The sequence below is a fragment of the Candidatus Brocadiaceae bacterium genome (genome assembly GCA_012728835.1).
GTDB lineage: Bacteria > Planctomycetota > Brocadiia > SM23-32 > SM23-32 > JAAYEJ01.
Window position 1 is genome coordinate 108,014 of sequence record JAAYEJ010000031.1, and the last position, 16,370, is coordinate 124,383.

Here is a 16,370-nt window from a genome sequence, read left to right on the forward strand (position 1 = left end):
CATCCTACCCGTTCGGCGGGCGTTTGGGAAGGGCGTTGCCTGCCTCTCCGGGAAGTCCCGGCGGGGCGGCCATCGACGCCCGGCTCACGGGGAACCCCCGGGCGGCGAAGAAGCCGGACAGGTCGCGGCCGGCGGCGATGCTGAAGTAGAAGGCCATCCTGTCGATGGCCGCCACCTGGCGCGCGCGGAGCGGCGCCTGCCATTGCCGGGCGGCCCGGCAGTACCTCGCCAGAAGGTCGCGCCCGTGCAACTCCTCCAGTTCCTTCAGGGCGTTCAGGAGCTTGCCGGCGCCGACGGGGTAGTTCGTGCCCGTGGTGATGTCGTAGTTGCCGTGCTCGGCCTCATAGGCCCTCCATCTCTGCAGAAGCTGTTCCTCCTCCCGTCGGCCCCGTTCGGCCGCCTCGCCGCCGAGCTGCTGCCGCACTCGTGAATGCATGATCCGGGAGAACCCTCCGTCGCCGAGCCAGACCGGGGCGTCCACACAGAGGGAATTGGACAGCTCGTGGATCAGCACGGCCTCCACCGCCTCCGGAGAGCCCAGACCGCCGATGCCGACCGTGCGGCCGGACGTGAAGCCGCTGCCCGCGCAGGGCAGCACCCAGATGGTCCGTGGTTCGGTCGCCCCGTGTCCGTACTCGCGCGCCAGGACGGCGTAGATGCGCGGCGCCGTCCGGACGATGATCTGCACCGTCTCCACCGGCAGAACCTCGGAGTAGCGGACGCGGAAGGCGCCGAAGGTGACTCCCCTCTCGCCGGGATGCAGGCCGAAGGGGCCGGTGGCCGGCCGGGGCAGGCGGCGATCGCCTGCGCGCGCCTTCCCGAGCCATGCCGCCATGGCCTGGAGCTGCCGGCCGCGCGCCGCCGCGTGCGCCGCGTCCGGCAGGCGATGCGCCAGGCCGTCGGCATTCAGGGCCAGGACGCGCCCCCGGCCCGGGCTGAGGGCCACGGCGACCGGCTGCCCGTCGGCGTCGACGATCACCGGATGCTGGCCGAAGCGCGGCGCGATGCGTGCGCCGGCGCCCGTCCATTGGTCCGGTGTGCGGGGCGACAGGTGGAAGGAGAGCGGCGCGACCGCCGCCGCATCCGTAAACTCGATGCCGAACGCGCCGGCCAGCGCAGCGGAGGCGGTGCCGCAGATGAGCAGCCCGCCTCCGTTCGCAACGAAAAGGCGCAGGGCCTCGACCTCGCCGGCGGCGTAGCGGCGCTCCGGGTGCTCGCAGGCGACGACGACGTCATAGGGGGCGATCCGGGCCGGCGAGACGGCGGCCAGCGACAGGTCCACGGCGTCGGCGAAGTACTCCCTGGCGCCCTTGCACGTGGCGAAGCGGACCGAGCGCGACTGGTCGTAGTAGACGCGGACCGGGTCCGGCGCCCGCTCCGCCGCCAGAGCCAGCCCGCCGATCAGCAGCCCGATCAGCAGCCCGCAGCCCCTGCCGGTCGCTCGGCCGTGCATCGCACGCCTCCTCGTCCTGACGCAGTTCCCGATTTCGGCCCCGCCCGCATCTTCGGCCGGCCGGCGGGGCGGCTCACTCCAGCCGGCGGTCGAGGGTCCGGTAGTTGATGGCCTCGCTGACGTGCTGGGGGAGGATGCGGTCGGAGGCTTCGAGGTCGGCGATGGTGCGGGCGACCTTGAGGATCTTGTCGTAGGCGCGTGCCGAGAGGCCGAGCGTCTCCATCGCCTGGCGCAGCAGCAGCCGGCCGTCGTCGTCCAGCGCGCAGTGCGCGCGCACCTGGCGGCGGGGCATCTGCGCGTTGGCGTAGACGCCGTCGCCGGCGAAGCGTTCGATCTGAATCCGCCGGGCGGCGACCACGCGCGCCCGCACGGCAGCCGACGGCTCGCCCGGCCGCGCGGCGGCCAGTTCCCGGTATTCCAGCGGCGGCACGTCCACGTGGATGTCGATGCGGTCGAGCAGGGGGCCGCTGAGGCGCCGGCGGTAGTTGTGGACCTGCCGCGGCGTGCAGCGGCACTGCCGGCGCGGGTCGGTGTAGTGGCCGCACGGGCAGGGGTTCATCGCGGCGACGAGCATGAACTGGGCCGGGTAGGCGATGGTCATCTGCACGCGTGCAATCGTCACCGTGCCGTTCTCGAGCGGCTGGCGCAGGGCCTCGAGCGCCGAGAGGGCGAACTCCGGCAACTCGTCGAGGAACAGCACGCCGTGGTGCGCCAGGCTGATCTCGCCGGGCCGGGGATGCGTGCCGCCGCCCACAAGGCCCGCGTTGCTCACGCCGTGGTGCGGCGCGCGGAAGGGCCGCACGGTCATCAGCGAGGTGCCCGGCCGCAGCAGGCCGCAGATGCTGTAGACGCGCGTGGTCTCCAGGGACTCCTCGAGCGTCAGCGGCGGCAGGATCGTGCAAAGGCGCTGCGCCAGCATGCTCTTGCCGGCACCCGGCGGCCCGATCATCAGCATGTTGTGCCCGCCGGCGGCCGCCACCTCCAGGGCGCGCCGGGCGTGGTGCTGGCCCTGCACCTCGGCCAGGTCCACGTCGTACGACGGGCCGTCGCTGAAGACGCGATCGACGTCCGTGCGGACGGGCTGGAGTGCCTGCGCCCCGGACAGGAAGCCGACCGCCTCCGCAAGGTGGTTCACCGGGATGACGTCGAGGCCGCGGACGACGCCGGCCTCCCTGGCGTTGTCCACCGGCACCACCATGCCCCGGAACCCCTGCGCGCGCGCCTGGAGGGCCATCGAGAGGCAGCCGTTGACCGCCCGGACGCGTCCGTCCAGCGCCAGCTCGCCGACGACCGCGTAGGCCTCGGTGGATGTCAGCTTGACGCTGTCGATGGCGGAGAGCAGTCCCAGGGCGATCGGCAGCTCGAAGGCCGGGCCCTCCTTGCGGCGGTCGGCGGGAGCCAGGTTGACGGTGATGGCGGAGGGCGGCAGGAGATGGCCGGTGCTGCGCAGGGCGGCCCGGACGCGGTCGATGCTCTCCTTGACGCTGGCATCGGGCAGGCCAACGATGGTGGAGCGGGGCATGGCTGCGCGGGTCACGCAGACCTCGACCTCGACGGGAAAGGCGTCGATTCCGAACACGCCCATGCTTTGCAGTTTTGCGAGCATCGTGCTCCCGCCGCCCGAAGATCGCGCGCCTTAGCTGAGACATTAAATGGGAGAATCGCATGCACGTCAAGTGACGGCCGGTGCGCACGGCGGGGCTGCAGGGCCTGCGGCGGCCTCTCGCGGGTGTTGAAACCTCGCGCCGAAATGCGTAGCATTTTGCCCGAGCAGCCGCGCTGTGCACAGATGGGGCCAAATAGGACGCACGCCCGGGGAGTATAAGTCTGATGGAGGGACAAGCGGACAATACCCCTGACGCGATGGGCGAGAGCACGTTGCTGAGGCGCTGCCAGGCGGGCGATAAGGACGCGTTCGGCCTTGTGGTGAGGCGATACGCGGGGCGCGCCACCGGCGCGGCGCTGCTGCTGCTGGGCAGCCATGAGGACGCGCTGGACGCCTCGCAGGAGGCATTCGTGCGCGCGTGGCGCCACATGGAGCGGTTCGACCTGAACCGGCCCTTCTACCCTTGGTACGCGACCATCCTGCGGAACGTCTGCCTGAGTCGTCTGCGGAGCCGCACCCGCCGGCCGACCTACGAGCTTCCCGACGACCACCCGGGGGCCGGCGAGGCGAACCCCGTCCTCCTGGCGGAGCGCAACGAGCGGCGTGACCGGGTCTGGCGGGCCGTCATGGCTCTGAAGCCGCACCATCGGGAGATCATCGTTTTGTGCCATTTCCAGCAGCTGTCGTACAGGGAGATGGCGGCGGCGCTGGAGATACCCATCGGCACGGTCATGTCGCGGCTGCACACCGCCCGGCTGGCCCTGCGCGAGACGCTCAGGGATGATGCGCCATGAAATGCGAAGATGCACGCCCCTTCATCACGGGGGCCATCGATGGCGAACTCGACCCGGAACAACAGCGCGCCCTGGACGAGCATCTGGCCGGGTGCGACCGGTGCCGTCGGGAGATGGATCAACTGATGCGGCTGACGAACGAGCTGGCCCACATGGGGTTTCGCGAGCCGTCCGACGAGGAACTCGACCGCTACTGGTGCGGGGTGTACAACCGGCTCGAACGGCGCCTGGGCTGGGTGCTGATCGCCGCCGGAGCGACCGTTGCGCTGCTGGGGGCGGTGTTCTGCCTGATCGACAGCCTGGACGGCGATTCCTGGCCGGTGCTCGTGCTGAAGATCGGCGGGGTGGCCCTGGCGGGGGGGCTGGCCGTACTGTTCGTGTCCGTGCTGCGTGAACGTCTGGCCGTCTGCAGGTCCGATCCCTATTCCACGAGGGTCAAACGATGATCGTTGCGACCACGGAGACAGTCGCCGGCAGGCGGGTTGTCGAGACGCTCGGGATCGTGCGCGGCAACACGATCCGCGCGCGTCACATCGGGCGGGACATCACGGCGGTGCTGCGGAACGTGGTCGGCGGCGAGATTCCCGAGTATACGAAGCTGCTGGGCGAGGCGCGCGAGCAGGCACTGGACCGGATGATACAGAACGCCGAGGAACTCGGGGCGAATGCCATCATCGGCGTGCGGTTCGCCACCAGCACGGTGACAACGGGTGCCGCCGAGTTGCTGGCCTACGGGACGGCGGTGATCCTCGAGTGACGCCGAGATGCGTCTCAGGCGTGGTGGACGGCGCGGATCTTCTCTCGCGCCACCTGCAGCGGGGCGGCCAGGGCGTAGCCCCAGGTGAGGGCGGCGAACAGGTACTGGTACTGCCAGAGCGCCGACCCCAGGATGAATGTCGCCGTGACCAGCGCCAGCGGGACGGGGCCCAGCCGCCCGACGATCTGCCCGGCGTGCCGGTAGGGCACGCGGGAGACCATCAGGACCGCCAGCAGCAGCATGGCCCAGGGGAGCAGCGCCCCTGTGCCGAACACGCCGATCTGGTGCAGGTGGGAATGCAGCAGGATGGCGCTGGCGGCGCCCGCGCCCGCGCCGGTGGAGGGCAGGCCGGCGAACCCGACGTGCTCGCCCCGGTCCACGGACAGGTTGAACCGCGCCAGCCGCACGGCCGCGCAGACCGGGAGGCTCAACAGCAGCAGCCAGCCCATCCCGGCGAACTCCTCCGGCAGGAGCGACCCGGCCAGGACGGCCGGGGCGACGCCAAAGGAGACGACATCGGCCAGGGAGTCCAATTCGGCGCCGAAATCGCTCTCGGCCGACAGCGTGCGCGCCAGGGCGCCGTCGAGCGAGTCCAGGAGCACGGCCGCCAGGACCATCAGCGCGCCGGCTTCGACACGGCCCCGCGTGGCCAGCATGCAGGCGGTCACGCCGGCGGCCAGGTTGCCCAGGGTGGCGATCGAGGGTGCGTGCTTGCGCCAGGTCATTCTTGTTCGTTTCCTCTGCATTCGACGTGATACATCAAATCGCGTGCCGTATGACCAGTCCGGTGGGGAAAGCCTGCATGCGGTGATCCCGGGAGGACTTGCGGCCGCGCGCGGGCCCGAGCAGCGGGTGCCGGGGGCCGCCACTGCCGTTGCGTGACTGCACATGGTGCAATCGCAGGATTGCACCGCGGCTACTGCTCCGAGATCACCTCCGCCGTGAAGACCGACACCTGCACGTGCGGGTCGCGCCAAGCGTCCGGCGGCAGGCCCGCCTTGCCGGCGCAGCAGTGTCGCAGGAACTCCAGCTTGTCCCACCCCGTCTCGGTGGCCACCTGGGGGAGGAAGCAGCCGGAGCGCCGGCCGTCCGTGACGTAGATGCCGTGGGTGCCCAATACGATGTCGTTCATCGGGTCCTGGACGGGTTTCAGGGGCGAGAGGACGGAGACCTCGATCTCCAGGCGGGGCAGGTCCTCCGGCCGTATCGGGGTGCCCAGGAAGCGCGGGTCCCTGGTCGCCGAGTCGATGGCCTTCTGCTGCACAACCTGCCAGAGCGGCTCCTCCGCCGTGAAGCACCCGATGCAGCCCCGCAGCCGGCCGTCGGTCTTCAAGGTCACGAAGGCGCCCTGCGCACCGGCCAGTTCGGGATCGTCCACGGCGAACTCCGGCACGCGCTCCCGGCGCACAACGGCCTCGACCGTCCGGCGGGCGATCTGCAGCAGCGTCTCTCCGGATTCTGCCGATAGCATGGTCCTCATCCTCCACTTCGGATGGTGCCCCGCGGGCATTCGTCAGTATACCGCAGGCGAAGCCCGAAGGCGCGGGCCGGTCGGCACGGACGCGGGGGCGTCTCAGTCGGCGTCTCCGGCTGCGGTCGAGCGGCGGGCGCGCCGCCTCTGGACGCGGATGTAGACGAACACGATGACGACGACGGCACCGAGGGCGATCAGGGTGGCATCGCTCAGGTAGCGGTGGAGGAGTTCCTGGTTGCGGCCCACTTCGTAGCCGATCCAGGTCAGGACGGTCACCCAGATGCCCGCGCCGAGGGCGGTATAGCACGTGAACTTCAGCAGGTTCATGCGGCACACGCCGGCGGGGAGGCTGATGAGCTGGCGGACGACGGGGATCAGCCGGCCGACGAACATCGTGATCTCGCCGTGGCGCGCGAAAAACCGGTCGGACCGCGCGATGTGGTCCTCGCTGATCAGGAAGTAGCGGCCGAACTTCAGGAAGAAGGGCCGCCCCAGCCAGGCGGCCAGGGCGTAGTTGATGTAGGCGCCCAGGATGCTGCCGCCGGTTCCGGCCGCGATGACGAGCGCCCAGGACATCTTCCCCTCGAAGATCTGGTAGCCGGCCGGCGGCATGACCAGCTCACTGGGAAAGGGGATGAAGGAACTCTCGATGGCCATCAGCAGGGCGATGCCCGGGTAGCCGATGACCAGTATTGTCGCCGCAAGCCAGCCGCAGACACCTGCGAGAAACCCCGACACTCTCGTCTCTCCCGATGATCCGGTTCATTCGACGCCGTCGACGTTCACGCCCATCCGGCGGAGCAGGGCGGCCGTCACCCCTTCGCCCCGTACGTCCCGGTCGGCACGCTTGATCCTGGCGACGCCGCACGAGGGACTCCCTTCCTTCAGGATGGCCCGCCGGATGTCCAGAAGGCGAGCCACCTCGGCGACGGCCTGCGCGCCGTGCAGAAAGTGCGAGGTCACGCACTCTCCCCGGTCGTTGACGACACGCGCGGAGCCGGCCAGCACGTCCTCTCCCGAGCCGTGCTCGATCTCCGCCGGAGGGCGCGGGGTGGCCAGCCCGCCGAGTTGCTCGGGGCAGACGGGCACGGCGGCCAGCCTCCGGCAGGCGGCCACCACGTCGTCCCGCCGGCAGTGCCGGCCGTCGAACCGCGTGCAAAGGCCCAGCAGGCAGGCGCTGACGAGGACCGGCTGGCGCGGGCTGAGGGCGGCGTGCATGTGCGGCATTGTGCACGTTCGGCCGGGCGGAGTCAAACAACAGGCCGCGTTTGAATCAGCGCGGAGGATTCTGCTATAAGTGGTTTGTTTCCGGATGCATAGGGACGGAGCAGAGGCCATGTACACGTTGAGGGTGACGACGCATTCGCGCACGGAGATGGTGGACATCACCGCCGAGGTGCAGCATGCGGTGGAGCACGCGGGCATGGCCGACGGCGTGTGCGTGGTCTACGTTCCGCACACCACGGCCGGCGTGACGATCAATGAGAACACCGATCCGGCCGTGCGGGCCGACGTGCTGAAGGAGCTGAACGACATCGTGCCGTTCGAGGACGGCTATGCGCACGCGGAGGGCAACAGCGCCGCGCACATTAAGGCGAGTCTGATTGGCAGCAGCGTGACGGTGATCGTGGCGAACGGCCGCCTGGCGCGGGGGACGTGGCAGGGAATCTACTTCTGCGAGTTCGACGGGCCGCGCCGCCGCCAGGTCTGGGTGACGTGCCGATAGGAGCCCCGATGACCGGCGAAGGCGCTGATGACGCCCGGCAGGTTCCCTGCTGGGGCATGCTGCATGCCGTGCTCCTGCTCTGCGTATTCGTGACGGCGCAGGTGGCGTTCAGCGTCGTCTTCGGGCAGATGGCCCGGGGGCTGACGGCGCACGTTCTGACCGGCGCGGCCACGATGGCCGTGCAGTTGCCCGTCACCTTTTCGATGGTCCGTCGGCTGGCCGGGGGGCTGCCCGGAGCGGCCGAGCGGCTGGGTCTGCGCGCCTCGCGGCCGGGCAGCTTCTGGAGGGCCCTGGGAATCGCCGGCGCCGGCGCCCTGGCGTTTGTGGCGGTTGGGCTGGCCATGGTCTGGCTGTCGCAGCTTGCGGGTCGCTCGGCGGACGAGTTTCCGGCGCAGCCGCTGGCCCGGCTGATCTCCGCTCAGGGGCCGGGATGGACGCTCGTCGCCGCGGCCGTTCTGACCACGGTCGGCGCCCCCATGACCGAGGAACTGCTCTTCCGCTCCGTGCTCTACCAGCCTCTGCGCTCGCGGACGGGCCCCGTGCCGGCCGCGCTGGCCATCGGCGTTGTGTTCGCGCTGCTGCACGGCTATGCCTGGGGACTGCCGCAGTTGTTGGTGCTCTCACTCGTGTTCACGGCGCTGTTCGAGCAGACGGGCAGCCTCTGGTATCCCATCCTGGCCCACGGGCTCTACAACGGGATCACGCTCGTGGTCGTGCGCGCGATGTCCGTTCCGGACTTCTCCGCCGTCTGACCGTGCAAGTGCACGTCCGGCCCGTTACACTGGCGGCCGGCCGAGCGCGCCCGGACCGGCGGGCCGGCCGGCGCTTTCAGTCCCATGACCCCATCTGAGATGCCATGAGCGACATCACCGTACCAGTGGAAGAACAGATGGCGCGCATTCGCCGCGGCGCCGCTCAGATCGTGCCCGAGGCGGAACTGGCCAACAAGCTGGAGCGTTCGCTCCGCCAGGGCCGTCCGCTGCGCGTGAAGCTGGGCCTGGACCCGACGGCCCCCGACATCCACATCGGGTTCGCGGTGGCCCTGCGCAACCTGCGGACGTTTCAGGACCTCGGCCACCGGGCCGTCCTGATCATCGGCGACTACACGGCGATGGTCGGCGACCCGAGCGGCCAGAATGCCACGCGCCCCCAACTGACCTACGAGCAGGTCACCGAGCATGGCCGCACCTACTTGGAGCAGGTCGGCAAGGTGGTGGACCTGGACCGGGCCGAGGTGGCCCGCAACGGCGACTGGTTCCGCACGATGTCCTTCGCCGAGGTGATTGCCCTGGCCGCCAAGCTGACGGTGGCCCGCTGCATCGAGCGGGACGACTTTTCGAAGCGAATCGCCGAAGGGCGCCCCATCGGACTGCACGAACTCCTCTACCCGCTCATGCAGGCCTACGACTCCGTCATGGTGCGCAGTGACGTCGAACTGGGCGGGACCGACCAGACCTTCAACATCCTCCTGGGGCGCGAGCTGCAGCGCCAGGTCGGGCAGGAGCCGCAGGTGGCCGTCACCAACCCCCTGCTGGAGGGCCTGGACGGCGTGCAGAAGATGTCCAAGAGCAAGGGGAACTACATCGGCATCTCGGAGCCGCCCGAGACGATCTTCAGCAAGGCGATGAGCATACCGGACGAGCTGATGGAGAAGTACTTCCTGCTGGCTACGGACCTTCCGCAGGACCGGGTGGCGCTCATGCTGTCCCCGGACGTGCATCCGCGCGAGGCGAAGGCCGAACTGGCCGCCGCCATCGTGCGCCTCTACTACGACGAGGAAGCGGCCGAGCGCGGCCGGCGGATGTTCGATGCCGTCTTCCGCGACCGCGAACTGCCCGAGGAGATGCCCGAGGTGCGCGTCCCGGCTGGCGAGCTACGGGACGGGGCGGTCTGGATCGTGGGGCTTCTGCGGCTGGTGGGCGCCGCCGGGTCGGGCGGCGAGGCCCGGCGCCTGGTCGTTCAGGGCGGCGTGAGCCTGGGGCGGGATGCGGACTCGCTGGAGGTGGTCGCGGACCCGGATGCCCACGTGCGCGTGCCGGCCGGGACCGTTCTGAAGGTCGGGAAGCGGCGTTTCTGGCGTCTGCAGCCGGGGGGAACGGGGCCGGCCAGTTGATGGGATTGCCGGATTCGGGTATCATCGCCCCTTCCTTCCCGCGACTGTTCCCATCGTTCGGAGGAGTACGGCGTTGAAGATCATGCGCTGGTTCAGGAGACACCAGGCCCAGCTCATGGCTGCTGCGGCTGTGATGCTGATGCTCTCGTGGGGCCTCGGCGGCTATCTGTCCCGTCTGGTCGATCGTGCGGATGACGTCGCCGGCTGGATCGACGGACAGCCCATCGGCCGGGTGGAGCTTCAGGAGGCATCCGGCACGCTGGAACTCGGGACACGGCTGTGGTTTCTGGAACCGGAGATGCGCTTTGCGGTCCAGTTCGCGCGCGGGAGCGATGCCGCCCGGAAGGCCGGCATCCTGCTCGCGACGGACTTCTTTGGCTTCGTCGTGGGTGACGAAGGCCAGCGGGTCGCCGGCGACGAGGCCCTCTGGCGGTGCGCGGCGCTGCTCGCGGAGGTGCGGCGCGAGGGCGTCCTGGCGACACCGGCGGAAGCCTCCGAACTGCTGGCGGTCGCGCCGCTCCTGCAGGCCGGCGGGATCTCCGGCCCGGAGGCCTTCGCCCAGGTCCTGCGCCAGTGGGGGCTGAGTGAGGCGGACGTGACCCTGTACGTCGGCAACCTGGTGCGCATCGGCAAGCTGATCGCGCTCCGGCGCGCCGCCGTCCTGACGAGCACCCCGGAGGTCTGGGCGCGCTACGTTCACGAGAACGAGCAGGTCAGGCTGCGACTTGTGGAACTGGACGCGTCCCTGTTCCTGCCGATCGTCGAGTTCGACGAGGAGGACCTGAAGCGCTGGCATGGCGAACACCTCGACCAGCCGGGCGACCCCGCCGCCGGCGTCGTCGGCTACCTGGCTCCGCGGCGTGCGAAGATCGAGTGCGCCGTGGCCCCGTTGGAGCGGCTGCAGGATGAGGCCGTCGTGACCGACGAGGAAGTGGCCGACTACTACGAGCAGAACAAGCACCGGTTCCCGGCCGAACGGCCGGCGGCCGGGGACGACTCCGAGGAAGAGCGGGCGCCGGGCGTCCTGCACCGGCCGCTCGAGGAGGTGCGCGACGAGATCGTCCGCACGCTCAAGGAGCGCAAGGGACTCCAGGCGGCCGGCGAGCTGGTCGACACCGTGGTCGGTGAGCTTGCCTCGGTCGCCGCCGACTACGTGCACGAGCCGCTGCCCCTGGCGCAGATGGCGCGGCGGCATGGGCTGGAGCACAGCATCCCGAGCGTGGAGGGCCGCCAGTTCCTGTCGCGCCAGGAAGCGGCGGCCGCGCTGCCCGACGGGGACGCCGTGGCCATGTTCGTATTCGACGAGCCGGACAGCCTGTTCGATCCCCAGCAGTTCGGTCGCGGGAGCCGGCCGATGGTCTGCCAGGTGCTGGCCCTGCGCGAGCCGGAGCCCCTGTCGTATGCCGAGGTCGAGCCGCAGGTCCGGCACGACTACGGACTGCATCGCGCGATGGAGTCCGCCGGGGCCTTTGCCGAGAAGCTGCGGGCCGCGGCGGACGGGGAGGGCCTCTCCCCGGCGGCGGCCGAGATGGAGGGCCGGTTGAGGGCACTCCTTGGTGAGAGCGCGCCCGGAGACCCCCTGCTCCGGGTTCAGGAGAGCGGGCTCTTCCGAAGGACGGCCGAGCAGGTTGAAGGCCTGGCGGCCGCCGGCGAGGACCTGGTCGAGGCGGCTTTCGCGCTGGTGCGGGACGAGGCCGGCGTCGTCACGCAGGGCCCGCCGGCGAACAGGTGCTTCGTCTTTGAGGTCATCGAGCGCTCGACTCCCTCCGGGGTGGGCGAGGAGAGGGAGTGGGAAGGGTTCCGCGTGGCGCACCTGTATGAGAAGCAGGGGCGGGAGCTGCGGCGCTGGATGGATGGCCTCATGCGCGGGGTGCGGCGCGCGGAGCGTGCGGAGGAGTAGTCTCGCATGGATGTGCTGCGCTGGCCCGGCTCCGGTGCCCGGCCGCCCCGATGCGGCGTCGTGACGGTCGGCGTGTTCGACGGCGTGCACGTGGGGCACGCGGCCATCCTCGAATGCGTCGTCAGCGAAGCCCGGGCCCGATCCTGCCGGTCCGCCGTGGTCACCTTCGACCGCCATCCGGGGGCGCTGCTCAACGCCGCCCCCCAGCCGGCGATCACCTCGCTGGACCACCGGATCCGTCTGTTCGCGGCGCTGGGCCTGGACGCGTGCGTGGTGGTGGAGTTCACCGCGGCCGTGGCCGCGACGGCGGCCGAGGACTTCGCCCGCTCGGTCTTCGGCGACCTGCTGCAGGCCCGGGTCGTGGTGCTGGGGGAGGACGCCCGCTTCGGGCACGGCCGCCGGGGCGACGCGGCCCTCCTGAAGGCGCTCGGGTTAGCCGTGCGCCGCGTGGGACCGGTGCTGGTCGGCGGCCGGCGCGTGAGCAGCACCGCGATCCGGCAGGCGATCCGTGCCGGCGACTTCGAGGATGCGCATCGCCTGCTCGGACGCCCCTTCTCCCTCTACGGAATCGTGGTGCGCGGCGCGCAGCGCGGCCGGGCGCTCGGCTACCCAACGGCCAACCTGAACGTGCAGAACGAAGCCATACCCCCCGAGGGCGTCTACGCCGGCTGGGCAATGGCCAACGGCGAGCGGATGCCCTGTGCGATCAGCGTCGGCCGATGCGAGACGTTCGCGCCGGGCCCGTCGCTGCCCGTGATGGTGGAGGTGCACCTGCTGGACCGGTCAATGGACCTGTACGGGCGGCGCCTCGAGGTCGAGTTCGTCTGCCGGCTCCGGCCCCAGCAGACGTTCGAATCGGCGACGGACCTGTCCGCGCAGATCGCGCGCGACGTTGCCGCGTGCCGGGACGTCCTGGCAGGGCCTCAGGACGGCAGCTCCGGCGCCGAGGGCAGCTCGTAGAGCGACGTGTGCGGGCAGGCCTCCTTCCAGGCATACCAGAGCCGCACCGTCGGGATGACGCCGGGGACCTCGGGCGCCACGTGGGCCGTCTGCGGCGACGTGACGTGGATCCTGAACTCGTGCCCGGCGATGGAATCCGTCAGAACCTCGGACCCGGCGGCCGCCAGCGCCGCCAGGGGATAGGCGCGCGCCTCGTCGCCGACGGCAATCCCCAGAACAAACGCCTTCGGCGGCAGGGGCGTCTCGGACGCCCGGAAATGGCGCAGCTCGATGGGGGGGACGTCGGAGGCCAGGTAATCGCGCATGATGGCATGGACCTTCGCCTTCTGCTCGTCCGGCACGTCCTGTCCCGGCTCCAGGTCCGGGACCCGGGCGTCGGGGAAGGCCGCCTTGCCGGCCTCCCAGGGCCAGACGGAGACGGTATGCCGGGGTGCCGACGCGCCGGCATGCGGGCCCGTCAGTGCGCGCCCTGAGAATGAGTCCCAGAGCGAGCCCGTCTGGCGGTCATACAGGACGACGTCGCCGCGGTAGATCAGCCCCGTGTCGCCCCACTGGACGCCGGCGCAGTCGCCGTCGGCGACCAGGCAGGAGGCGGTCTGCGAGAGGACCGACCAGGAGATGGTGCAGGACCGCCCGTCGACCGAGTCACGCACCAGGAAGTCCGAGACAAGCGCCACGGGATAGGCGCGGGTCGCCTCCGGCGTCTGCAGGACGATGAGCCGGTCCTCAGGCCCCGGCGCGGAGAGCCCGGCCAGGGGGACGTAGCCGGGCGGAGCGCCGTCGGCCAGCACCAGAGACGGATGGTGGTCCAGCCAGGCGTCGGGTATCCGGAACAGCTCGCCGATGGAGAAGCCTCCCGCCTTGTCGGTCACGTCGAAGAGCCGCTGGAGCCGATAGGGCACACGGGACGGCCGCAGCAGCACGGCCGGGGCGGCCAGTATGCTCTCGCGCTCCGAACCGATCACGCGCGACACCTCCACCGGCTCGGCGCGCCGGGGCTGCCGGTTCTCGGGCGTCTTCTGGGGGGACGGTGCGGGCGCGGCCTGGGGCGGGAGCAGGGACGGGTCGAGGCGCTCCCACGTGACGGCAACCAGCCACGCGATGCCGATGACCGCCAGGATGATGAACAGGAGCCAGATGTTGCGGCGGAAGTCGGTCGGCGCCGGCTCCTCCGGGCTCTCGCAGGGCGGTTCGATCGGGTCGACCGGGGGCAGGCTTTCGGCCATCGTGGGTCTCCGGTGAGTTCGAGGGAATCAGGGCATTGTAGCAGACCCGGTGGGTCGGTTCAGCAGAAAGGCCGACGCACACGGACGGGCACGGATGCCTGCGCGCTCGGCCGTGGTCCGTGTGTCTTGCACCGGACGGTCCTCTTCCGCTACACTGGCCGCCCGACGGGGGTCTTCTCGTGGAGAATCCAAGATGGCGAGCGTAGCGGCAATCCTGGCGGATTATGGGGCCGCCCGGCAACGGGCATACTGCTGGCAGCGGGAGCGGTCCGTGGCCGCCCGGACGGGGATGGCCCTGGCCATGGCCGCCGTCACCGGGCTGATGGCCCAGTGGCGCATCATGCTGCCGTTCAGCGACGTGCCTCTGACGGGGCAGACGTTCGCGGCCCTGATGGCGGGCGTGGCGCTGGGCGGCGCCTTCGGCAGCCTGAGCCAGGTGTTCTACGTGGCCCTGGGCGCTGCCGGGGTGCCCTGGTTCTCCGGCGCGAGAGCGGGGCTCCCGGTGCTGCTGGGGCCCACGGCGGGCTACATGGTCGGCTTCGCGCTGACTGCGGGGCTGATCGGATGGCTCAGCGAGCACCGTCCCGCCATGCGCAGGTTCGTTCCCCAGCTTCTGCTCATGGCGACGGGCTCGGCGCTGATCCTCGTCTGTGGCTGGGTGTACCTGGTTCTGGCGCTCGGTCGCGCGCCCATGGCCGCGTTCCTGACCGGCGTGGTTCCGTTCGTGATCGGCGACCTCGGGGTCAAGACGTTCGCTGCGGCGGGGCTGGGAACGGCGCTGCTTCCCAAGGACGGTCGGGGACAGCCGCGGGCCTGACACGGCCGTTTCAGGCCGTTGCCGCGCGGGCTTGTCGCAGGAACTCGAACCAGGGCTCGAACCCCGTGTTCCGGGCCGCCGAGGTCTCGAAGACCTTCACGTTCGGCCGCGCCTTGCGGGCGTCCTGGCGGACGCGGGCCGGATCGTACGGGCAGTGGGGCAGCAGGTCGATCTTGTTGATGAAGACCACGTCGGCCCGCACGAACAGGGCGGGGTACTTGCGGACCTTCTCATCGCCCTCCGGAACGCTCAGGACGGCCACCTTGATGTGCTCGCCGAGCGCCAGAGCGGATGGGCAGACCAGGTTCCCCACGTTTTCGATGAACAGGTAGTCGATGGCGTCGAGGTCCAGTCGGGCGACCGCATCGGCGATCTGCGTGGCGTTCAGATGGCAGCCCCCGCCCGTCTCGATCGGCAGGGCCGTCATGCCGCAGTCCTGAAGCCGCTCGGCGTCCAGCGCCGTCCGGACGTCGCCGATGATGGCGGCGGCTCGGCCGTCGAAGTGCCGCGCCGTGACCTCCAGGATGGACGTCTTGCCCGAGCCCGGCGACCCGATGATGTTCATGGCGTAGACGCCATGCCGGTCGAACACCTCCCGGTTGCGCGCGGCGATCGTGTCGTTGCTGTCACGGACGGACCGTCCCACCTCAATCTTCGCCATCTTCGACCTCGACGTATTGAATGACGACGTCGCGCCCCTGGAGGATGTCGCGGGTGTACTGGCCGCACCGGGGACAGGGCGCAAACATGTCCTCGGCCTGATACCGGTGTCCGCAGACGCAGCGCACGAGCGCGGGCACGCAGGCGACGCACGCCCGCGTCTGCGTCAGGCCATGCTCGTCGAGCACGGCGCGCAGGCAGAACTCCAGCGCCGACGGGCTCGCCGACGAGAGGGCACCCACCTGGACGGCCAGCGCCGTCATCTTCGAGGCGCGCTCGCCGCAGGCGTGCACAGCCTCCCGGACGATGTCTTCGGATAGCGCCAGTTCGTGCATGGATCTCCGGCCGCCCGCAAAGCAGCCATGATAGCGCGCGGACGCGGTCCGCGTCAAGCCAACCGGCGGCGTCACGATGCGGGGAGGACCTCGGCGACGACGCGGCCGGCATAGTCGGCCAGGCGGGCCTCCAGTGCGGGCGACAGGCCGACGCCGGGTTCGATGCGCAACGGTTGGATGCCGAAGATGACGATCTCCGGCAAGCGCTCGCCCAGTCTTCGGGCCAGCCGGAGCAGGGCCGGCAGGTCGGGCTCGTGGAGCGATGCCGCGCCCGGCCCTGCGGCGGGCCGCAGCTCGGCGGGTGTGAAGCGGCGGATGGTGCCCGGGGGCGCGCCCATCATCGCGCAGTCGACGAGCACGACGCGGCGCCGGCCGCGCAGGGCGTGCAGCAGTGCGAGGCCCGGCGTGCCCAGGTCCAGGAAGTCGATCCCCGGCGGCTCGCCGGCCCGCCGGGCGGCCAGGTCGACCACACGAGGGCCGACCCCTTCGTCTCCCATCAGAGGGTTGCCCAGCCCCGCCACGAGCACGTCGCTGATGGTCATCGGGCGG

19 protein-coding genes are annotated in these 16,370 nt (G+C 70.7%); 9 read left to right on the plus strand and 10 right to left on the minus strand.

All coding sequences use genetic code 11. From position 1 onward, the window contains the following. Window positions 1-4: 4 nt before the first annotated feature. Together GXY85_05005 and GXY85_05010 are read right to left on the minus strand one after the other, a co-directional pair. Window positions 5-1,453: a hypothetical protein gene (locus tag GXY85_05005; protein ID NLW50189.1), complete on the minus strand. Its 1,449-nt coding sequence runs from the start codon at window positions 1,451-1,453 to the stop codon at window positions 5-7. 73 nt (window positions 1,454-1,526) lie between these two features. Further along, window positions 1,527-3,059 carry a YifB family Mg chelatase-like AAA ATPase gene (locus tag GXY85_05010; GenBank protein NLW50190.1) on the minus strand — a complete coding sequence of 511 codons (1,533 nt, stop codon included), beginning with the start codon at window positions 3,057-3,059 and terminating at the stop codon, window positions 1,527-1,529. A 224-nt stretch (window positions 3,060-3,283) separates the two neighbouring features. Here GXY85_05010 and GXY85_05015 point away from each other — a divergent pair, with 224 nt between their 5' ends. From GXY85_05015 to GXY85_05025, 3 genes are read left to right on the plus strand one after another with little or no spacing between them, the layout of a single operon-like run. Further along, window positions 3,284-3,853 (plus strand): sigma-70 family RNA polymerase sigma factor, encoded by a 570-nt coding sequence (locus GXY85_05015; GenBank protein NLW50191.1) that lies wholly within the window; start codon window positions 3,284-3,286, stop codon window positions 3,851-3,853. Further along, a complete protein-coding gene (locus tag GXY85_05020; protein NLW50192.1) occupies window positions 3,850-4,299 on the plus strand; it encodes a hypothetical protein in 450 nt (149 codons plus the stop codon). The genes GXY85_05015 and GXY85_05020 overlap by 4 nt, the downstream gene beginning before the upstream one ends. Beyond that, a complete protein-coding gene (locus tag GXY85_05025; protein NLW50193.1) occupies window positions 4,296-4,610 on the plus strand; it encodes a YbjQ family protein in 315 nt (104 codons plus the stop codon). The genes GXY85_05020 and GXY85_05025 overlap by 4 nt, the downstream gene beginning before the upstream one ends. Window positions 4,611-4,624: 14 nt before the next feature. Here GXY85_05025 and pssA read toward each other — a convergent pair whose 3' ends face one another. The 4 genes from pssA to GXY85_05045 form a co-directional block, all read right to left on the minus strand. Next, window positions 4,625-5,335: a CDP-diacylglycerol--serine O-phosphatidyltransferase gene (pssA, locus tag GXY85_05030; protein NLW50194.1), complete on the minus strand. Its 711-nt coding sequence runs from the start codon at window positions 5,333-5,335 to the stop codon at window positions 4,625-4,627. Window positions 5,336-5,526: 191 nt separating this feature from the next. Further along, a complete protein-coding gene (gene amrA / locus GXY85_05035) occupies window positions 5,527-6,081 on the minus strand; it encodes an AmmeMemoRadiSam system protein A (GenBank protein NLW50195.1) in 555 nt (184 codons plus the stop codon). A 102-nt stretch (window positions 6,082-6,183) separates the two neighbouring features. Beyond that, window positions 6,184-6,741 carry a DedA family protein gene (locus GXY85_05040; GenBank protein NLW50196.1) on the minus strand — a complete coding sequence of 186 codons (558 nt, stop codon included), beginning with the start codon at window positions 6,739-6,741 and terminating at the stop codon, window positions 6,184-6,186. A gap of 105 nt (window positions 6,742-6,846) precedes the next feature. Further along, window positions 6,847-7,302 (minus strand): DUF523 domain-containing protein, encoded by a 456-nt coding sequence (locus tag GXY85_05045; protein NLW50197.1) that lies wholly within the window; start codon window positions 7,300-7,302, stop codon window positions 6,847-6,849. 118 nt (window positions 7,303-7,420) lie between these two features. Here GXY85_05045 and GXY85_05050 point away from each other — a divergent pair, with 118 nt between their 5' ends. From GXY85_05050 to ribF, 5 genes are all read left to right on the plus strand, one after another. Beyond that, window positions 7,421-7,810: a YjbQ family protein gene (locus GXY85_05050; protein NLW50198.1), complete on the plus strand. Its 390-nt coding sequence runs from the start codon at window positions 7,421-7,423 to the stop codon at window positions 7,808-7,810. Window positions 7,811-7,818: 8 nt separating this feature from the next. After that, a complete protein-coding gene (locus tag GXY85_05055; GenBank protein ID NLW50199.1) occupies window positions 7,819-8,562 on the plus strand; it encodes a CPBP family intramembrane metalloprotease in 744 nt (247 codons plus the stop codon). 104 nt (window positions 8,563-8,666) lie between these two features. Then, complete coding sequence (locus tag GXY85_05060) at window positions 8,667-9,923, plus strand: tyrosine--tRNA ligase (protein NLW50200.1); 1,257 nt, start codon at window positions 8,667-8,669, stop codon at window positions 9,921-9,923. A gap of 73 nt (window positions 9,924-9,996) precedes the next feature. Then, on the plus strand, window positions 9,997-11,823 hold the full coding sequence (locus GXY85_05065) for a hypothetical protein (protein NLW50201.1): 1,827 nt from the start codon (window positions 9,997-9,999) through the stop codon (window positions 11,821-11,823). A gap of 6 nt (window positions 11,824-11,829) precedes the next feature. Beyond that, window positions 11,830-12,783 carry a riboflavin biosynthesis protein RibF gene (gene ribF, locus GXY85_05070; GenBank protein ID NLW50202.1) on the plus strand — a complete coding sequence of 318 codons (954 nt, stop codon included), beginning with the start codon at window positions 11,830-11,832 and terminating at the stop codon, window positions 12,781-12,783. Here ribF and GXY85_05075 read toward each other — a convergent pair. Next, entirely contained in the window at window positions 12,747-14,009 is a 1,263-nt protein-coding gene (locus GXY85_05075; GenBank protein ID NLW50203.1) for a DUF3179 domain-containing protein, read from the minus strand. The genes ribF and GXY85_05075 overlap by 37 nt on opposite strands. A gap of 193 nt (window positions 14,010-14,202) precedes the next feature. On the opposite strand from GXY85_05075, the gene GXY85_05080 reads away from it, so the two are divergent. Then, window positions 14,203-14,826 carry a biotin transporter BioY gene (locus GXY85_05080; GenBank protein NLW50204.1) on the plus strand — a complete coding sequence of 208 codons (624 nt, stop codon included), beginning with the start codon at window positions 14,203-14,205 and terminating at the stop codon, window positions 14,824-14,826. Between the two features lie 10 nt (window positions 14,827-14,836). On the opposite strand, the gene hypB is transcribed toward GXY85_05080, so the two are convergent. The 3 genes from hypB to GXY85_05095 form a co-directional block, all read right to left on the minus strand. Then, on the minus strand, window positions 14,837-15,487 hold the full coding sequence (gene hypB, locus GXY85_05085) for a hydrogenase nickel incorporation protein HypB (protein ID NLW50205.1): 651 nt from the start codon (window positions 15,485-15,487) through the stop codon (window positions 14,837-14,839). After that, a complete protein-coding gene (locus GXY85_05090) occupies window positions 15,474-15,821 on the minus strand; it encodes a hydrogenase maturation nickel metallochaperone HypA (protein ID NLW50206.1) in 348 nt (115 codons plus the stop codon). The genes hypB and GXY85_05090 overlap by 14 nt, the downstream gene beginning before the upstream one ends. 71 nt (window positions 15,822-15,892) lie before the next feature. After that, the gene (locus GXY85_05095) at window positions 15,893-16,363 is read right to left on the minus strand and encodes a hydrogenase maturation protease (protein ID NLW50207.1); all 471 of its coding nucleotides are present in this window, start codon (window positions 16,361-16,363) and stop codon (window positions 15,893-15,895) included. Window positions 16,364-16,370 lie beyond the last annotated feature (7 nt).